Genomic DNA, 18,264 nt, shown 5'->3' on the forward strand with positions numbered 1-18,264 from the left:
ATTTAATTAAAGTCGTCATATATTACCTCCTTCAAAGCTAAATAAATTAGAATAAAAACACTTAATAGGAATTATAATCTATTATATTCTATTTTAAGGAATTTTTTAGTGTTTGTAAAGCCTATACCATTATTAAAGAACTATTAGTAATGAATTTTAAAAAAGGAATTTTAAAACAATCCATTGACAAATATTACTGTTTTAACTTACTATGTTTTTAGATAATTGTTAAATAACACTTTAGATTATTATCAACAAGGGGATGAAATATATGAATTTTAAGAAAATTATAATTTTAGGTGCTTTACTCTTAGGTACATTTATTTCTGTAATGGATACAACAATAGTAAACATCGCACTACCTGAAATGTTAACTGATTTTTCCTGCACACTATCCCAAGTGGCCTGGGTTGCTACAGGCTATACACTAGCATTCGCTGTTATGTTAGTTGCTGCATCTAAACTAGCTGATCATTTTGGAAGAAAAAAAGCATTTATATTTGGACTAGCCCTTTTTATTTTCACATCATTTCTGGCGTGTATAAGTGGATCCATTGAAATGTTGATTGCAATTCGAGTCATTCAAGGCTTATCAGCTGCTTTTATTGTTCCAGTAACAATGCCAATTGCTCTCGAAATTGTGCCCGAAGAAAAAAAAGGAATGATTATTGGAATTTGGGGAGCTTTTTCAGGACTTGCCGCGACATTAGGCCCTGTTCTCGGTGGATTGTTAACTGAAAACTTTAATTGGCAATCTATATTTTTCATAAATATTCCTCTAGGCATTATCGCTATCTTTTTTGCTGCTATTTTCATAACTGAAAGCTATGATAACTCAGCCAATAAAAAAGTTGATTATATTGGTATGCTGATTTTATCTGGAGCTCTATTCTGTTTAACATTTGGTTTTGCTAAAGTATCAGATTTAGGGTGGACATCTTCCACATTTCTTATTTTTATGAGTATATCAATGTTATTACTTATGTTATTCCTCTATATTGAATCAAAAATAAAATACCCAATGGTCCCTTTATCAATGCTAAAGGTAAAGACATTCACTTTTAGTTCATTAACACTTTTTATGCAAGGGCTAGGACTAACGAGCGGAACTCTTATCATAACTTTACTGCTTACTAATCTAATGGGAAAAACAGAATTAGAGGCAGGTCTAATTGTATCTGTTTTAGCATTATCTTCTATGTTTACCTCTGTTCTATCTGGAAAGTTATCGGATAAACTAGGAGGCGCTCTATTTTCTAGTTTAGGTATGATGGGGTTAACAATCTCAACTTACTTATATAGTTATATAAGATATGACAGTTCTATTTCACTTGTAATAATTCTTCTTTGTATATCCGGCTTAGCTTTAGGACTTATCATTGGGCCGGCTATGGGTTCAGGAATTAGATTAATCCCCCCGGGAAAAATTGGTATTGCATCAGGGATTTTAAATATGATGAGGACTGTGGGGCAAGCAGTTGGGATTGCTATTCTTACTAGTGTCCTAACAACAAGCATCAATCATCATGTAGATTCTGCTACAAAAGAAGCTGTAAAAATTGTAGAAGATAATGCGGTATTTGATGAAATGGCAAAAACAGAAATTATAGCCCATTTGCACGAGTCAAACAGTAACACTTTTGACCAGGAAAAAACAATGAAAGAACTAAATCAAAAAGAAGAAGAACTTCTCTCTAAAACACCCAAGCCATACAAAGATAAAGTAAAAGAAAAGTTTAAAAAGCAAAGAGAGCAAGTCATAATTCTTCAGAACAAAATAGCAGAACTTTATAACGAGAAAATCAGTGACAGCTTCAACTTTACGTTTAAAATCGGAAGCATCATTCTCATACTTGGAATTATTTTTTCTCTTTTTAGTGATATATCTCCAAGAAAACTAAGAGTGAAACAAGAAAAAACTAGTTCCTTATAACATTTGCGTATGGGACAGTTTGTCCCATATCTCCTTTTTGTGCTACAATTTTAGGATGCAATCGTACGCAAGGAGGCACATGAATTGTGATGCAGAACAATCCTTTTCCTTATTCAAATACGGAAAAACGCTATCATACATTGAATTATCATCTCAGAGAACATTTCGGCCATAAGGTGTTTAAAGTGGCGCTGGACGGCGGCTTTGACTGTCCGAACCGGGACGGCACCGTTGCCCACGGCGGCTGTACATTTTGCAGTGCAGCAGGCTCCGGCGATTTTGCCGGGAACCGGGCCGATGATTTAATGACGCAGTTCCATGACATTAAAAACCGTATGCACGAAAAATGGAAGGACGGCAAATACATCGCTTATTTTCAGGCTTTTACCAACACACATGCGCCCGTTGAAGTGCTTCGTGAGAAGTTTGAATCTGTCCTCGCACTTGATGATGTGGTCGGCATTTCGATTGCCACACGTCCGGACTGTCTGCCTGATGATGTCGTTGACTATTTGGCAGAGCTGAATGAACGCACGTATTTGTGGGTGGAGCTTGGGCTTCAAACGGTTCATGAACGGACTGCTCTTCTGATCAACCGCGCACATGATTTCACCTGCTATGTGGAAGGCGTCAATAAATTAAGAAAACACGGCATACGTGTCTGCTCGCATATTATCAACGGACTGCCTTTGGAAGACCGGGACATGATGATGGAAACTGCTAAGGCTGTCGCAGATTTGGACGTCCAGGGCATTAAAATCCATCTGCTGCACCTATTGAAGGGAACACCGATGGTCAAGCAATATGAAAAAGGAAAACTCGAATTCCTTTCTCAAGACGAATATGTTCAGCTCGTCTGCGATCAGCTTGAGATCATTCCGCCGGAAATGATCGTCCACCGCATTACAGGTGACGGACCGATAGAATTGATGATTGGGCCGATGTGGAGCGTCAACAAATGGGAAGTGCTTGGCGCCATTAATAAAGAGCTTGAAAATCGCGGCAGCTATCAAGGAAAGTTCTTTCAACGGCTTGAGGAGGAATCAGCGCTATGATTTTGAAGAAAATTCTTCCCTACAGCAAAGAACTGCTGAAAATGGCCACGGGAGAAGGAGATATTGTCGTCGATGCAACGATGGGCAACGGGTATGATACACAGTTCTTAGCGGAGCTGGTCGGTGAACACGGCCATGTGTACGCATTCGACATCCAGGAATCAGCCGTCGCCAATACGAAGGAACGGCTCGGTGAGATATATCAAGCGCGAACAACGTTATTTCACAAAAGCCATGACAAAATCGCTGAATCCCTTCCGCCGGAAACACACGGCAAAGTGGCGGCTGCTGTGTTTAACCTCGGCTATTTGCCGGGCGGGGACAAATCGATTACAACGAACGGCAGTTCAACGATCAAAGCAATTGAACAGCTTCTCAGCATCATGAAAGATGAAGGCCTGATTGTTTTGGTCGTCTATCATGGTCACCCAGAAGGCAAAGCTGAAAAAAACGACGTGCTTGACTTTTGCCGGAACTTGGATCAGCAAGCAGCCCGTGTCTTAACATACGGATTTATCAATCAACAAAATGACCCGCCATTTATTGTTGCCATCGAAAAAAAAGCTCAAATCAGCAAATGATTTGAGCTTTTTTCTTTGCGTTTTTCATCCAGCCCATTTTTTGAAATTTCCGGTAGGCTCTGCCGTTGATATAAAAGAAAAAGGAGGTTTTTCCGCTTGCCTTGATCAGCTTCTTCGCGAGCCGGCCCATTTCCTTTTGGCCAGCCACTTTATCATCTGACAAATAAACGCCCAGCAAGCCGCGATTGATTAAACGATGGAAGTTTTCATGCGGAATGCCTTGTAAATGTTCGTCGGCTTTTTGGATAAAGTGTTCAAGCCGCTTCATCATTTCTTCATGCGACTCGTAATACGAGCAGAAATTCAAGTCCCCTTCCAGCAAGTCCTCCTCTTGATCAATCAAATAATCAAGCAGAATGTGAAGACCTTGTATGTAAGGAAAATAACTATTGCGGATTTTTTTAGCGGTGTTTTCTGTGAAATCAGGCTGGAACGAATACGCAACAAGACAGAATATGCCTAACGTAGAGCCTGCACAGGCTGAAAATTCATACCATTCCATCTTCTCAGGCAGCTCAGATTCATATTGAGTAAACCACTTCTCAAGCCGCGGAACACGCTCATGCTCAATGACGTGCTTATGCACCTGCAAATCGCAATAATAGCCGCACAGTTCAAGCAGATAAGGTTTAATCATGTCGTAGTGCTCAATGGAACCAAGAACACGCTGGCACGTTTTGACCAGTTCATGCAAATATCCGCTGTCATCCTGTTCTTCTCTGAATTGATAATAATTTTGCGGTTCCGCTCCCACTGTCAGTGCGTCCTGCATTGAGGTGTGGAGCTTCCGAAAATCTTGCGGGTCAAGTGAGGTGCTCCGGTCGCACAGATTGTCCAGATAATCACTGATCGTTTGATACGCAATGATAAACTCGACGCATTTCTGCTTTTGATTGCCTGACAACAAGGCCATTATGCCGCCGCCCTCACAGTGGAACGTTTTGTCTCGAATACTTGCGGTTGCCTGTGCTTTTAATTCACTGTTAGAAATTGATTCTGATTTTTGCTTCCATATGTCCAGCTCTTGATGAACGAGCGGAAATATATCTCGATATACTTTTGCCATCAGTCCAAAAGGATGTTCCGGTACTGTCAACACATGCACCCCCAACTAGTTCAAATATATTGATCAGTAAACGCTCTTGCCGCTTTAAAGACATCTTCTCTTTCGGGTTCATTAAATATTTCATGATAAAGCCCTTCCCACTCTCTGTACGCTTTATTGTGGGAAGCTACACCATTGAACCACTTGATGACCATCGTTTTGTCAACAAGCATATCGTCACCGGCCTGCATCACAAGGAGCGGCACTCTCAAAAACGCATCCGTCGGCACCATCGCTGACTCAATTGTTTTTAACAGTTCTCTGTACCATCTGACAGATACTTTCCTGACGTATAGCGAGTCATTTTGGTCGGCCTCGATGACCTCCTCATTACGCGTCGCCATATCAATTGATAATCCCGAATCAACCTTAAGCGACGGAGCGATGACATTCAGGCCTCTTGATGCAAGGTCAAGCGCTTTGTTGACTTTAATTTGCAGTCCGAGACACGGTGATGATAAAATAATTCCCGTAATACGGGGATTTCTTTGCTGTTTAAACCATTCAATCGCGACCAGGCCGCCCATGCTGTGACCGAGAAGAAAAACCGGCAGCTCAAAGGTTCGTGCTTTATCTATCCAAGTATCTACTTCATCAATGTATTCTTGAAATGAGCGAATATGACCTCTGGCTCTTGTCGTTGTCCCCTGACCCGGCAAGTCGCCCATGACAACGTGATAACCCGAAGATCTCCACATTTCAATCAGCCATTTATATCGCCCGTGATATTCACTTGCCCCGTGGATCATCACAATCACGGCAACAGGTCTATCTGCTTTCCAGGTCCACATGCTCTTCACCTCATACGAAATTTAAATAGAGAAAGAAGGATGAATACTATGATCTACCCTTATAAGGAACACATGCCAGATATCCACCCAACAGCCTTTGTAGCTGATAATGCAACAATTACCGGTGATGTCGTTATCGGAGAACAGTCCAGCATTTGGTTTTCTGCTGTCATAAGGGGAGATGTCGCGCCGACTAGAATCGGAAACAGAGTCAATATACAAGATTTAAGCTGCCTCCATCAAAGCCCGAACCGGACGCTTCTCATTGAAGATGACGCCACGATAGGCCATCAGGTTACACTTCATAGCGCTGTTATCCGCAAGAACGCCTTAATCGGCATGGGCTCAATCATCTTAGACGGAGCCGAGATTGGCGAAGGTGCCTTTATTGGTGCCGGCAGTCTTGTCCCGCCGGGAAAGATCATTCCGCCTGGCCATCTCGCTTTTGGCCGTCCTGCAAAAGTCATCCGCCCATTGACCGAAGAAGACCGACAAGATATGCATAGAATACGGTCGGAATATGTAACAAAGGGCCAATACTATAAATCACTTCAAAAAGCATAAGACCTGCTTCGTCTTACTTTACCATTTTTCAAATTATGTTTGAAAGCAATAACCATTGCTGACCCGGACGTAATGACAGTTCGGGTTTTGTTTTCTCCATAAAACGTTCACATCCGGCATCAAACGTATGACTTTTATCTTATCATAAAACATGTTCCGCAATTGTAAGCTGCCTCTGCAAAAATTATATTCCTATTCTTTCCTGTTCTCTATTTTCTATGAGCACACACAAAAAGAGCCCGCTGGGAGCTCTTTCTCTTTTGGTCAGCTGATATTTCGTTCGCTGGCATCAGCCGCGTTTTTCTTATGAAAACCCTTTCCATAATAAACAGCAAGCAAGATAAGAAACCAAATCGGTCCGACAATCACGGCTACTCTTGTATCAGGACTGTAAGCCATAAGAATCACGACAAATGCTAAAAATGCCAATGATACATAAGACGTAAACGGAAAGAAAGGCATTTTGTACTTTAAGTGTTTCTTTTCTTCTGGCCGCAAGCTTTTCCGGTATCTAATTTGAGAAAGCAAAATGATTGCCCACGTCCAAATCGCTCCGAATGTCGCAATGCTTGTGACCCAAGTAAACACCTTTGCAGGAACAACATAGTTTAACAGCACTCCGACTAATAAAGCGCCCGCTGAAGCCAGAACAGCTTTACCCGGAATACCGCCTTTCGTCAGCTGCCCGTATGCTTGCGGCGCCTCACCCTGCTCCGCTAAATTAAACAGCATCCGCCCTGTGCTGAAAATGCCGCTGTTGCATGAAGACAGCGCGGCTGTTAAGACGACAAAGTTAATGATGCCTGCTGCCGATGGAATGCCCACCTTTTCAAATGTGAGGACAAACGGGCTTCCTTGTGAGCCTATTTCCTGCCATGGGTAAATAGACATAATGACAAATAAAGCGCCTACATAAAAAATCAAAATACGCCAAAATACCGTATCAATTGCCTTGGCTAACGATTTTTGCGGATTTTTCACTTCGCCAGCTGTCACCCCGATCATTTCAATCCCTAAATAGGCGAACATCACCATTTGCAGTGACAATAAAACCCCTTTTATTCCATGTGGAAGAAATCCTCCGTTGTTCCACAAGTTGCTGATTCCAGTTGCGATGCCTCCATTGCCGACCCCTGCGATGATCATCAATAAACCGACAGCAATCATAGATAAAATCGCGACAATTTTAATCAAAGCGAACCAAAATTCAAGCTCTCCGTAAGCTTTGACAGCCAGGAAATTAACACCCGTCATAATGACCAGCGCCGATAGTGCCCAAACCCAGTTTGGCACGTCCGGAAACCAGTACCCCATATAAATTCCGACAGCAGTGATTTCAGCCATACAGGTTACAACCCATAAAAACCAGTAGTTCCACCCTGTTAAATAGCCTGCAAGCGGTCCCAAATAATCACGGGCATAGCGGCTGAAAGAGCCAGCGACTGGTTTTTGAATGGCCATTTCTCCAAGCGCTCTCATAATAAAAAACATGACCATCCCACTTATGGCATACGCTCCCAAAATACCCGGACCCGCTAATTGAATAGCTGATGCGGAGCCGAGAAACAATCCCACCCCTATGGCAGCTCCTAAAGACATTAAAGAAATATGCCTTTCTTCGAGTCCGCGGTGCAGCTCTTGTTTTTGTTTTTGCATGCTTTCTTCTCCCCTAGAAAAAAATATCAATAAATCATTTTTCTGAATTTTCCGTGTGGATTGGGTAAATCAATGATGATGAAGAAATAAAAGGATAATAACAAGGCTTTCGATTAATCGAAAGCCTTGTTGCTTGTTACACAAAGATGACTTCTTTAGGCTGATGGCTCAGCTCTTCAGGCATGTACCGTTTTTCGATATTGATGCTGTGCCAGATCATAAAGATCAGTACAGTCCAGATTTTCCGGCTGTTATCAGCCTTGTCCGCACAATGGTCTTCAAGGAGTTGAAGAACATAATCCTTGTGGATATAAGCATCCGTTTGGCTTTCCTGAATAATGTTCCGCACCCATTCGTTCATTTCGTTTTTCAGCCAATGACGGATCGGTACAGGGAAACCAAGCTTTTTGCGGTTTAATACGTGCTCAGGCACAATTCCTTCAGCGGCTTTGCGAAGAAGATACTTCGTTGTGCCATTCTTCGTTTTCAGCTCATCAGGAATTTTAGAAGCGACGTCAAATACGACTTTATCCAAGAACGGCACACGCAATTCCAAAGAATTCGCCATCGTCATTTTATCCGCTTTTAACAAAATATCGCCGCGCATCCAAGTGTGGATATCGACATACTGCATTTTGTTGATATCGCTGTATGAGCTGCTTTCTGTAAAGTAAGTCTTTGTCACATCACGATATGAAAGATTCGGATCATAATGCTTCAGCAGCTGTTTTTTGACAGATTCTTCGAAAATTTTCGCGTTACCGATATAACGATCTTGAAGCGGAGTACAGCCGCGCTCAAGCAGGCTCTTTCCTCTCATGCCTTCAGGCATAACAGCTGCAACGTGCAGCAGCATCTTTTTCAGGCCTGACGGAATGCGTTCAAACGGTTTAAGCGAAAGCGGCTCACGGTAAATGTTATATCCGCCGAAGAGCTCATCCGCACCTTCCCCTGATAAAGCAACCGTTACATGTTTTTTCGCTTCTTTTGCAACAAAATACAAAGGAATCGCTGCCGGATCTGCAAGCGGATCATCAAAATGCCATACGATCTTCGGAAGCTCGTTCATGTATTCCTCAGGCGAAATGACTTTGCTGATATTTTCAATGCCAAGTGCCGCTGCAGTTTCTTTCGCTACATCGACTTCACTAAAGCCCTGCTGTTCAAATCCGACAGAGAATGTTTTTAAGCTTGGATGAAATTCTTTTGCAACGGATACAATAAAGGAAGAATCAATTCCGCCAGACAGGAATGAACCGACAGGAACGTCACTTCTCATATGAACGTTTACAGAATCGTAGATCGCGTCTCTCACTTCTTTTACAAGCTTGTCTTCTTCAGTTTGAACTGGCTTAAAGTTTGCTTTGAAATACGTTTTAAATGTAATATCACCGTCCGGGCGGATTGTGAACTGTGAACCCGGTTCCACTTTTTTCACATCGGCATCAAGCGTGCTTGGTTCAGGAACGAATTGGAAAGACATGTATTGCTGCAATGCCTCTTTATCTATTTCAATATCATTTTGAGCGACCATTAAACTTTTTCTCTCTGAGGCAAAATAAACCTGATCATTGATCGTTGTGTAGTACAACGGTTTAATGCCGAATGGATCTCTTGCTCCATAAAGCACATGATCGTTTTTATTCCAAATCAGAAAGGCAAACATACCGCGGAGTTTGGACGCCGCTTCTTCTTTATAGTGACGGTATGTCGCAAGAAGAACCTCTGTGTCCGAATCCGTGTTGAATGTGTACCCCTTTGCTTCAAGTTCTTCTCTCAGTTCAATATAGTTATAGATTTCTCCGTTAAAGATAATCCAATATGTTTCATCTTCATATGATAAAGGCTGTCCGCCATTTTCTACATCAATAATGCTGAGCCGTCTGAATCCGAATCCAACGTGCTCATCATGGAAATATCCATCACTGTCAGGACCGCGGTGAACGATCATTTGGTTCATTTGTTTGATTAGTTCTTCTTGATCAGCGGTTTGAGCTAACGGATGCTTGTTAAAAACCCCGACAAATCCACACATAGTATTGCCTCCATAATTAAAATTGTCATCATTGAACCCCTATTTATAGACGCTGGGAATAGTATTTGGTTTCACGGTTATGTAAAAAAATAAACATGAATACAACATAAAAAAGGGAAAGCCGCTTAACCAGTAAGCGGCTATAAAATTATTCTCCTAACGCTTCTTTACGCAGCTGCTCCGCCTTGTCTGTACGTTCCCACGGAAGATCAACATCGTGGCGTCCAAAGTGGCCGTACGCAGCAGTTTGTTTGTAGATCGGACGGCGTAAATCAAGCATTTTGATAATGCCGGCAGGTCGTAAATCAAAGTTATTGCGGACAACTTCAATCAGTTTTTCCTCAGAAGCTTTTCCGGAACCGAATGTGTTGATTGAGATTGATACAGGTTGTGCAACACCAATCGCGTAAGCAAGCTGTACTTCGCAGGAATCAGCAAGCTCAGCCGCAACGATGTTTTTCGCAACGTATCTCGCTGCATAAGCTGCAGAACGGTCTACCTTCGTTGCATCCTTACCAGAGAACGCGCCTCCGCCGTGGCGTGCATAGCCGCCGTACGTATCAACAATGATTTTGCGTCCTGTAAGTCCCGCATCCCCTTGAGGGCCTCCGATAACGAAACGTCCCGTAGGGTTGATGAAATATTTTGTTTCTTCATCAATCAGCTCTTCAGGAACAACCGGATTGATCACATGTTCTTTAATGTTGCGCTGGATTTGCTCAAGCGTAATTTCAGGGTGATGCTGAGTTGAAATAACAATCGCATCAATGCGGATAGGTTTGTTATTTTCATCATACTCAACCGTTACCTGTGTTTTGCCGTCAGGACGAAGGTACGGAAGAATATCTTCTTTACGGACTTCACTCAGGCGGCGGGCCAATTTATGAGCAAGTGAAATTGGAAGAGGCATAAGCTCTTTCGTTTCGTTGCACGCGTAACCGAACATTAAACCTTGGTCACCCGCACCAATCGCTTCAATTTCTTCGTCGCTCATTGTGCCTTCACGGGCTTCAAGCGCCTGGTCTACACCCATCGCGATATCGGCAGACTGCTCGTCAATTGATGTTAAAACTGCACAAGTTTCCGCATCAAATCCGTATTTCGCACGTGTGTATCCGATTTCTTTAATGGTTTGACGAACCGTTTTCGGAATGTCAACATACGTAGATGTTGTGATCTCTCCGCTGACAAGAACCAATCCAGTTGTCACAGACGTTTCACAAGCAACACGCGCGTTAGGGTCTTTCTTTAGTATTTCATCTAAAATGCTGTCAGAAATCTGGTCACAGATTTTATCCGGATGCCCCTCCGTAACAGATTCTGATGTAAATAAACGACGATTTTCACTCATGATTTGCTTCCTCCTGCACAAGGCCTCCCGAAAGACCTTGTATATATGATACGGAACTCGCTCCCTCTTATACAATGTAACGTTATATTAGAGAATGTTAATTGGCATATTTATGAAATAAAAAAACCTTTTCCATCGAGGAAAGGGTTTGGTCTTTGTGCCTTTCACTCTTATCGCTCAAGGAATCATACAACCTTGCAACAGGTTAGCACCTTGGTTGTCTCACACAGTTCACATAATAAATAACAGAGAAACCGGTTGCTGGGCTTCATAGGGCCTGTCCCTCCGCCAGCTCGGGATAAGAGTATCCGCTCAATGAAATATCTTATCGTAAAAGGGTTTGCAATGTCAATATGATTCAGAAGAAATAGGCGCCTGTATTGAGGGAAAACATTGGAAAACGCACACACAAAAAACGTTAAATAGTATAGACTATTTGAAAATATATGTTATACTAATTCACAATTAGTAAAACACAAAAAACGGTAAAGGAAGGTTTCATATATGAACTCAGTTGATTTAACCGCTGATTTACAAGCCTTATTAACAAGCCCAAATGTGCGTCATAATTTATCAGCAGCACAGCTTACAGAAAAAGTACTCTCCCGGAACGAAGGGATGTTAACTTCTACGGGTGCTGTTCGGGCGACAACAGGCGCTTATACAGGACGCTCTCCTAAAGACAAATTTATCGTGGAGGAAGAAAGCACGAAGAATAAGATCGATTGGGGAACGGTGAATCAGCCGATTTCAGAAGAAGCGTTCGAGCGGCTGTACACGAAAGTCGTCAGCTATCTGAAACAGCGAGATGAGTTGTTTGTTTTTGAAGGATTTGCCGGCGCAGATGAAAAATACAGACTGCCGATCACCGTCGTAAATGAGTTCGCATGGCACAATTTATTTGCCAGACAGCTGTTTATCCGCCCGGAAGGCAATGATAAGAAAACAGTTGAACAGCCTTTTACCATTCTTTCTGCTCCGAAGTTCAAAGCGGATCCAAAAACAGACGGCACCCATTCCGAAACCTTTATTATTGTTTCTTTCGAAAAACGGACGATTTTAATTGGCGGAACAGAGTATGCCGGAGAAATGAAGAAGTCCATCTTCTCCATTATGAATTTCCTGCTCCCTGAAAGAGATATTTTATCTATGCATTGCTCTGCCAATGTCGGTGAAAAAGGCGATGTTGCCCTTTTCTTCGGATTGTCTGGAACAGGCAAGACCACTCTTTCAGCCGATGCTGACCGCAAACTGATCGGCGATGATGAACACGGATGGTCTGACACAGGCGTCTTTAATATTGAAGGCGGATGCTACGCCAAGTGCATTCATTTAAGCGAAGAAAAGGAGCCTCAGATCTTTAACGCGATCCGCTTTGGGGCTGTTCTCGAAAATGTTGTTGTTGATGAAGATACACGAGAAGCCAATTATGATGATTCCTTCTATACCGAAAATACGCGTGCGGCTTACCCGATTCATATGATTGACAACATCATGACACCAAGCATGGCAGGCCACCCGTCAACAATTGTATTTTTGACGGCTGATGCATTCGGAGTCCTGCCCCCGATCAGCAAACTGACGAAGGAGCAGGCGATGTATCATTTCTTGAGCGGTTATACGAGCAAGCTAGCCGGAACCGAACGCGGTGTGACATCTCCTGAGACGACGTTTTCCACATGCTTCGGCTCACCGTTCCTGCCGCTTCCTGCTCACGTCTATGCTGAAATGCTCGGCAAAAAAATCGATGAACACGGTGCAGACGTTTTCTTAGTTAATACCGGCTGGACCGGCGGCGGCTACGGTACAGGCGAACGCATGAAGCTTTCTTACACTAGAGCAATGGTCAAAGCAGCGATTGAACGCAAATTAGAGGATACAGATACGATGACTGACGATATTTTTGGCCTGCATATACCGGTCCATGTTCCTGGCGTTCCTGATCAAATCCTTCAGCCTGAAAACACGTGGAGCAACAAGAAAGAATACAGAGAAAAGGCTGTCTATCTCGCAAATGAATTCAAAGAAAATTTTAAAAAGTTCGCGCATACAGATGCCATTGCACTGGCAGGCGGCCCTCTCGTTTAAAAAGCAAAAGCCAAGAGCAATTACGCTCTTGGCTTGTTTTAATTGACAGAATGCAAAGAAGTCAGCTTGTACGTAATAATGGTCCGGCCGCCTTCCCATTGAAGTTTCTGCACTTCAGCTGTGCCTGACTTTTCGCCGAACTTTGTTTTGCGCACATCCATCGGAATCTCCATCGGATACACACGGTATCCGTCTTTCTCTAACGTGAATATATTTTCATCTATGCGAACTTCTTTTCCTTTTGTCACAATCAGTGTATTAAATTCAACAGGCATTCCCAACGTGAAATCCCCTTTCGTTCTCTTTTTGCTTTATCATAACATATTTCACCGTCAGCGGTTTTTCATCCATTGCGTGAGCTGCCGCACGATACGCCGGTTTTCTTTTGGCGGGAAATAATGTGTGAATGTACTATAGTACCATGTCTCCACTGGCTTATGCAGCTGTTTTAGCTTTTCTTCAAGCAAATAGGAATGCTGAATCGAAACGTTTTCGTCTTTTTCTCCATGGATTAATAGCACGGGTGCCTGAATTTTGTTTAGTTGGTCAAACGGTGTTCTCCATTTGTATTCCTCAGGCACCTTTTTCGGTGTTCCGCCGATGACTCTTTTCATCATTCGCCGCAAATCCTGCCGCTCCTCATATGTAAGGATCATATCGCTGACGCCTCCCCAGGAAACAAATGAAGCAGCATGCCGGCCCATTTCAATCGCAGTGAGCATTCCCATAATGCCGCCGCGGGAAAAACCGAAGATATGTATTCTGTCCTTCTTGACATTCGGATGTTGCTGAAGCAGGTGAAAAGCGGAAAAAGCATCCTCCCTGTCTTCTCCTGCAAAGTCTTCATTCCCCTCGCCCCCTTGATTTCCTCTGTAAAAAGGAGCAAACACAACAAACCCTTGGGACGCAAACTGGATGATTCGGCCCGGCCGAACCATGCCCACGTTTTTAATCCCGCCACGCAAATATAAAAATCCGTCATATTGTCCCGGTGCCGCCGGTTCAGCCAGAAGCCCCTTTACCCGTAAGCCATTCGAAAGATAGCAGATCGTATACAGACGCACATGCTGGCTTGGCGACGGAAATCTTCTTTTCTCAACAATCATAGCATCCGCCTCCTTTTATTATATGCTTTCCTTACTCCAAAATTACATCCTGAGAACCTGATTAGGCATTCACACATTTTTATACCCATCATACGATATGTAAAGCAAAAAAGGATATTAACTTGATGCTAAATAAGGAGGTTGTCTATGTGAACAAATGGTTAAGGCTGGGCTGCGCCTGTGTCGGCAGTATATTTCTGATGATCGCCCTAGCGGCTTGCAAGCAGGAGGAAACGCTCACCAAAGTCAAAGTATCCGAAGTGACCCATTCAATTTTTTACGCGCCTTTATATGTTGCTGAGTCTAAAGGATTTTTCAAGGAAGAAGGGCTTGATGTCGATGTAAATACGACCTGGGGCGGCGACAAAACCATGACATCGCTTCTTTCAAACGGCTCAGACATCGCACTTGTCGGGGCAGAAACATCTATTTATGTCGAAGCGCAAGGGGCTAAAGATCCTGTCATTAATTTCGCCCAGCTGACTCAGACAGACGGAACCTTTCTCGTCGCGAGAGAAGATGTTGAAAAGTTCGAATGGGATCAGCTAAAAGGAAAAACGTTTCTCGGCCAAAGAAAAGGCGGCATGCCGCAAATGGTCGGCGAGTTTGTTCTGAACAACCATAAGATTGACCCGCACAAGGATATTGACCTCATCCAGAACATAGATTTCGCCAATATCGCCAATGCATTTGCTTCTGGAACAGGCGAGTATGTGCAGCTCTTTGAACCTCAAGCTTCTCTCTTTGAGAAAAAAGGCATCGGCCATATCGTGGCTTCGTTCGGAGAACAATCAGGCCAGGTTCCTTACACGACTTTTATAGCAAAACAAAGCTATCTGAAAAAACATGAAGACACAGCCGTCAAGTTTACAAGAGCTATCTATAAGGCGCAGCAGTGGGTGGGAAAACACTCGGCGAAAGAAATCACAGACGCCATTAAAGATGAATTTGATGATACCGATCCAGAAGTCATTGAAACATCCATTGAACGATATAAAAAACAGCATTCGTATTCGCCAGACCCTCTTCTCAACGAAAAAGAATGGGAGCTGCTCCAAACCATTATGGATCAATCGGGAGAATTGCCGAAACATATTCCATACAATCAGCTTGTAAATAAACAAATTGCCGAAAAAGTCACCTCGGAAAAATAGGAGGCGCCATCTATGTCTTTCTTACATGTCGACCATGTAACCCATACTTATTTTTCTGTTAAAGAAAAAACGACGGCCGTACGGGATATTCATTTCAATGCCGAAAAAGGTGATTTCATCTCATTTCTCGGCCCAAGCGGCTGCGGAAAAACAACACTGCTTTCTATTATTGCCGGCCTGATTGAGCCCTCGGAAGGCAGAGTTCTGATTGAAGGCCGTGAGCCGAATCAAAAAGAACATAATATTGGCTATATGCTTCAACAGGATTACTTATTTCCCTGGAAATCTATCGAGGAAAATGTGCTTCTCGGTTTAAAAATCGCCGACACGCTGACGGAAGAAAGCAAGGCTGCTGCACTCGGTTTATTGCCGGAGTTCGGCCTCATAGATGTGGAGAAAAAATATCCGAAGGAGCTGTCGGGCGGAATGCGCCAGCGAGCCGCGCTTGCAAGAACTCTTGCGCCAAATCCAAGTCTGCTTTTGCTGGATGAGCCATTTTCCGCGCTTGATTTTCAGACAAAGCTGGCACTGGAAAATCTGGTATTCCGTACATTAAAGGAGTATCAAAAAACTGCAGTGCTTGTCACACATGATATTGGGGAAGCGATAGCGATGAGCGATACAATATTTTTATTTTCAAACCAGCCGGGCACCATCCATCAGATTTTTACCATTCCTAAAGAATTGGCCGCGATGTTGCCTTTTGACGCCCGCCAGGAGCCATCCTTCCAGACGCTGTTTCAAACGATATGGAAGGAGCTGAATTCTCTTGAGAAACAGCAAAGAAACGATTGATCTGCTTCACGAGCAATATCAATTCAAACAGAAAAAGGAAAAACGGAATGTCCATTCCTTTCAGCTTGCCATATTTATTCTCTTTTTCGCGGGTTGGGAAATCTCCAGCAGGCTCGGCTGGATTGATCCGCTGATCTTCAGCTCTCCGTCAGCTGTATGGCATTTATTGCTGGAGAAGCTCGGTGACGGGTCTTTACTGTCCCACATCGGCGTCACTTTATTTGAAACGGTGCTTGGCTTTTTGCTTGGTACGTTTATGGGCACGTGCCTCGCTGCCTTGTTATGGTGGTCCAACCGGCTTGCCAGGATTTTAGATCCGTATCTTGTTATTCTGAATGCAATGCCCAAAGTGGCTCTCGGCCCGATCCTGATTGTCGCGCTCGGTCCCAGTTTTATCAGCATTATTGCGATGGGGGCCATCATCAGCGTTATTATCACAACCATCGTCGTGTACACTGCTTTCCAGGAAGTGGACGAAAACTATATAAAAGTCATGAAAACATTCGGCGCAAAAAAATGGGTCATTTTTAAAGAAGTGATTCTGCCCGCATCCTCTCCCGCTATTATTTCAACATTAAAAGTAAATGTCGGTTTATCATGGGTTGGCGTCATTGTAGGAGAATTCCTTGTTTCTAAGGTCGGATTAGGATATATGATTATTTATGGTTTCCAAGTCTTTAATTTTACACTCGTCTTCTTAAGTCTGCTGATCATCGCCATATTCGCCACTTTAATGTATCAGGGCGTAGAGCTGCTGGAAAAGAAATGGACGAAGGGCAGGGCATAAAAAAACCGGCAAATATGCCGGTTTTTTTATTCAATCCATCCAGCTTCTTTCAGTCTTTTCAAACTGATCGGAAGAACGGAATCCTTCATAATAAAGCTGAACTTTTTATTGCGGGAAAGGTTCTCCGGAAGCTCATGAAACAAAACCGGGCCTTTCGTTTCATAGTAATCAGCTTGCTTTTCAAGCTTTTCTATAACTGCAAAATAGATATTCTTCACAATCACTTTTTCTTTACCGAGAACTTTATACTGTCCGAGGTACTTGAGGCTTTTCACTCTCGCGCCCGTCTCTTCCTTGACTTCCCGGAGCGCCGCCTCTTCTGCGCACTCCATCGGCTCTACTTTCCCGCCTGGAAACTCATAGCCTCTGTCCTCATGTTCTGTTAAAAGCCATTTGCCGCCAAAACGGCAAATCACCCAGACATGCTTCGGGCTGTCCGAGAAAGGCTGATCGTCAAAGGAAAGCTGAACAGTATTCTGATAATAATCTTTAAACTCGTACATGTTTATCCCTCAAATCCGTTCCTACTATCTTCCATACATCATACCACAGTTAGGTTTCTTCGGAAGCCTTTAATCAAAAAATAAGGGAAACCCAGCACGCCATCAAGGGCTAAAGCATGCAGACCAGCTCGTACAGTTTTTTCTGTGCTTTTTGCCAGAATGTGCGACTGACGCTCTGGGCTTTATTATGACCCGTGAACAGGTAAAAGTTACGGTTTGCGTTTGAATTTATTTCTTAACGTTTCTAAAAGATCGACAAGCATCTGAGGGACCGGTATACCGAGAGAGCTGGCTGTTACTACAATTTGCACAGATTCATAAAGGATATAAAACATAATAGCCAAGTCACGTATTGACCCCTGTGTATTCAGCAGCTGATCAAAAAAGTGGCATACAGAGATCAGAGCCAGCGTGACTAATTTTTTGACAAGCCGGGCAAATACCTTTTTAAACGCCAACCTGTTGATAATCGTTTCCTTCAAGGTCGTACTGATAAATTCAATTGCCATTAGAGAGAGCAAAATCAGAAATGAATACTGAAAACCTCCGAAGAAAAACCCCGCTGCTGAAACGCTGACTGCTATTAACGAAAAGATGCCAAAGTCTCTATCCATTTATTCCAACATCCTTTCACAGAAACGGCCTTACGATATTCTATGGAAAACAAGCCGAACGGATTGGATTTTTCAGAAAAATGGACTGGTTGTCGCCTATTTTTTTGGATGTAAAATTAAAAGCCGGACGTCTATTATAAGACATC

The 18,264-nt window shown here is 43.1% G+C and carries 17 protein-coding genes and 1 riboswitch; of the genes, 8 read left to right on the top strand and 9 right to left on the bottom strand.

What is annotated here, in order from left to right; genetic code table 11:
- Positions 1–271 precede the first annotated feature (271 nt).
- From Q3W56_RS10800 to mnmM, 3 genes are all read left to right on the top strand, one after another.
- Complete coding sequence (locus tag Q3W56_RS10800) at positions 272–1,933, top strand: MFS transporter (RefSeq protein WP_302895484.1); 1,662 nt, start codon at positions 272–274, stop codon at positions 1,931–1,933.
- Between the two features lie 86 nt (positions 1,934–2,019).
- Positions 2,020–2,988 (top strand): tRNA modification radical SAM protein MnmL/YtqA, encoded by a 969-nt coding sequence (gene mnmL / locus Q3W56_RS10805; RefSeq protein ID WP_302895485.1) that lies wholly within the window; start codon positions 2,020–2,022, stop codon positions 2,986–2,988.
- Positions 2,985–3,569 (top strand): tRNA 5-(aminomethyl)-2-thiouridylate-methyltransferase MnmM, encoded by a 585-nt coding sequence (gene mnmM / locus Q3W56_RS10810; protein WP_302895486.1) that lies wholly within the window; start codon positions 2,985–2,987, stop codon positions 3,567–3,569. The genes mnmL and mnmM overlap by 4 nt, the downstream gene beginning before the upstream one ends.
- On the opposite strand, the gene tbcS is transcribed toward mnmM, so the two are convergent.
- The gene (tbcS, locus tag Q3W56_RS10815) at positions 3,559–4,665 is read right to left on the bottom strand and encodes a tetraprenyl-beta-curcumene synthase (RefSeq protein WP_302895487.1); all 1,107 of its coding nucleotides are present in this window, start codon (positions 4,663–4,665) and stop codon (positions 3,559–3,561) included. The two genes, mnmM and tbcS, sit on opposite strands and share 11 nt — an antisense overlap.
- A gap of 20 nt (positions 4,666–4,685) precedes the next feature.
- Positions 4,686–5,465 (bottom strand): phospholipase YtpA, encoded by a 780-nt coding sequence (gene ytpA, locus Q3W56_RS10820; protein ID WP_302895488.1) that lies wholly within the window; start codon positions 5,463–5,465, stop codon positions 4,686–4,688.
- A 48-nt stretch (positions 5,466–5,513) separates the two neighbouring features.
- On the opposite strand from ytpA, the gene Q3W56_RS10825 reads away from it, so the two are divergent.
- Positions 5,514–6,029 (top strand): gamma carbonic anhydrase, encoded by a 516-nt coding sequence (locus tag Q3W56_RS10825; protein ID WP_302895489.1) that lies wholly within the window; start codon positions 5,514–5,516, stop codon positions 6,027–6,029.
- Positions 6,030–6,293: 264 nt separating this feature from the next.
- Here Q3W56_RS10825 and alaP read toward each other — a convergent pair whose 3' ends face one another.
- The 3 genes from alaP to metK form a co-directional block, all read right to left on the bottom strand.
- Entirely contained in the window at positions 6,294–7,685 is a 1,392-nt protein-coding gene (alaP, locus tag Q3W56_RS10830; RefSeq protein WP_302895490.1) for an alanine permease AlaP, read from the bottom strand.
- 136 nt (positions 7,686–7,821) lie between these two features.
- Positions 7,822–9,720, bottom strand: a complete 1,899-nt coding sequence (asnB, locus tag Q3W56_RS10835; protein ID WP_003223311.1) for an asparagine synthase (glutamine-hydrolyzing) — start codon at positions 9,718–9,720, stop codon at positions 7,822–7,824.
- A 148-nt stretch (positions 9,721–9,868) separates the two neighbouring features.
- Positions 9,869–11,071: a methionine adenosyltransferase gene (metK, locus tag Q3W56_RS10840; protein ID WP_019715463.1), complete on the bottom strand. Its 1,203-nt coding sequence runs from the start codon at positions 11,069–11,071 to the stop codon at positions 9,869–9,871.
- Positions 11,072–11,238: 167 nt separating this feature from the next.
- A riboswitch (SAM riboswitch) is annotated at positions 11,239–11,376 on the bottom strand.
- Between the two features lie 199 nt (positions 11,377–11,575).
- On the opposite strand from metK, the gene pckA reads away from it, so the two are divergent.
- Complete coding sequence (gene pckA / locus Q3W56_RS10845; protein WP_302895492.1) at positions 11,576–13,159, top strand: phosphoenolpyruvate carboxykinase (ATP); 1,584 nt, start codon at positions 11,576–11,578, stop codon at positions 13,157–13,159.
- A 38-nt stretch (positions 13,160–13,197) separates the two neighbouring features.
- Here pckA and Q3W56_RS10850 read toward each other — a convergent pair whose 3' ends face one another.
- Positions 13,198–13,440, bottom strand: coding sequence for a DUF2584 domain-containing protein (locus tag Q3W56_RS10850; protein ID WP_268289626.1), 243 nt, complete (start codon positions 13,438–13,440; stop codon positions 13,198–13,200).
- Between the two features lie 51 nt (positions 13,441–13,491).
- The gene (locus Q3W56_RS10855; RefSeq protein ID WP_302895496.1) at positions 13,492–14,265 is read right to left on the bottom strand and encodes an alpha/beta hydrolase family protein; all 774 of its coding nucleotides are present in this window, start codon (positions 14,263–14,265) and stop codon (positions 13,492–13,494) included.
- Between the two features lie 149 nt (positions 14,266–14,414).
- Here Q3W56_RS10855 and Q3W56_RS10860 point away from each other — a divergent pair, with 149 nt between their 5' ends.
- From Q3W56_RS10860 to Q3W56_RS10870, 3 genes are read left to right on the top strand one after another with little or no spacing between them, the layout of a single operon-like run.
- On the top strand, positions 14,415–15,419 hold the full coding sequence (locus tag Q3W56_RS10860; RefSeq protein WP_302895498.1) for an ABC transporter substrate-binding protein: 1,005 nt from the start codon (positions 14,415–14,417) through the stop codon (positions 15,417–15,419).
- Positions 15,420–15,431: 12 nt separating this feature from the next.
- Complete coding sequence (locus Q3W56_RS10865) at positions 15,432–16,214, top strand: ABC transporter ATP-binding protein (protein ID WP_302895499.1); 783 nt, start codon at positions 15,432–15,434, stop codon at positions 16,212–16,214.
- On the top strand, positions 16,189–17,001 hold the full coding sequence (locus tag Q3W56_RS10870) for an ABC transporter permease (protein ID WP_019715468.1): 813 nt from the start codon (positions 16,189–16,191) through the stop codon (positions 16,999–17,001). Before Q3W56_RS10865 ends, Q3W56_RS10870 begins: the two co-directional genes overlap by 26 nt.
- A 26-nt stretch (positions 17,002–17,027) precedes the next feature.
- Here the strand turns inward: Q3W56_RS10870 and ytkD are convergent, their stop codons facing one another.
- Both ytkD and Q3W56_RS10880 read right to left on the bottom strand, forming a co-directional pair.
- A complete protein-coding gene (gene ytkD, locus Q3W56_RS10875) occupies positions 17,028–17,504 on the bottom strand; it encodes an RNA deprotection pyrophosphohydrolase (RefSeq protein ID WP_302895500.1) in 477 nt (158 codons plus the stop codon).
- 209 nt (positions 17,505–17,713) lie between these two features.
- Positions 17,714–18,118 (bottom strand): phage holin family protein, encoded by a 405-nt coding sequence (locus Q3W56_RS10880; protein ID WP_019715470.1) that lies wholly within the window; start codon positions 18,116–18,118, stop codon positions 17,714–17,716.
- Between the last annotated feature and the right edge of the window lie 146 nt (positions 18,119–18,264).

It is taken from the genome of Bacillus sp. C28GYM-DRY-1, from assembly GCF_030519405.1.
In the GTDB taxonomy this organism is placed as follows: Bacteria; Bacillota; Bacilli; order Bacillales; family Bacillaceae; genus Bacillus; species Bacillus spizizenii_A.

Coding starts and splice junctions, on each gene's coding strand:
- Q3W56_RS10800 (WP_302895484.1), top strand. CDS start 272: ATGAATTTTAAGAAAATTATAATTTTAGGTGCTTTACTCTTAGGTACA.
- mnmM (WP_302895486.1), top strand. CDS start 2,985: ATGATTTTGAAGAAAATTCTTCCCTACAGCAAAGAACTGCTGAAAATG.
- ytpA (WP_302895488.1), bottom strand. CDS start 5,465: ATGTGGACCTGGAAAGCAGATAGACCTGTTGCCGTGATTGTGATGATC.
- Q3W56_RS10825 (WP_302895489.1), top strand. CDS start 5,514: ATGATCTACCCTTATAAGGAACACATGCCAGATATCCACCCAACAGCC.
- alaP (WP_302895490.1), bottom strand. CDS start 7,685: ATGCAAAAACAAAAACAAGAGCTGCACCGCGGACTCGAAGAAAGGCAT.
- asnB (WP_003223311.1), bottom strand. CDS start 9,720: ATGTGTGGATTTGTCGGGGTTTTTAACAAGCATCCGTTAGCTCAAACC.
- metK (WP_019715463.1), bottom strand. CDS start 11,071: ATGAGTGAAAATCGTCGTTTATTTACATCAGAATCTGTTACGGAGGGG.
- pckA (WP_302895492.1), top strand. CDS start 11,576: ATGAACTCAGTTGATTTAACCGCTGATTTACAAGCCTTATTAACAAGC.
- Q3W56_RS10855 (WP_302895496.1), bottom strand. CDS start 14,265: ATGATTGTTGAGAAAAGAAGATTTCCGTCGCCAAGCCAGCATGTGCGT.
- Q3W56_RS10865 (WP_302895499.1), top strand. CDS start 15,432: ATGTCTTTCTTACATGTCGACCATGTAACCCATACTTATTTTTCTGTT.
- ytkD (WP_302895500.1), bottom strand. CDS start 17,504: ATGTACGAGTTTAAAGATTATTATCAGAATACTGTTCAGCTTTCCTTT.
- Q3W56_RS10880 (WP_019715470.1), bottom strand. CDS start 18,118: ATGGATAGAGACTTTGGCATCTTTTCGTTAATAGCAGTCAGCGTTTCA.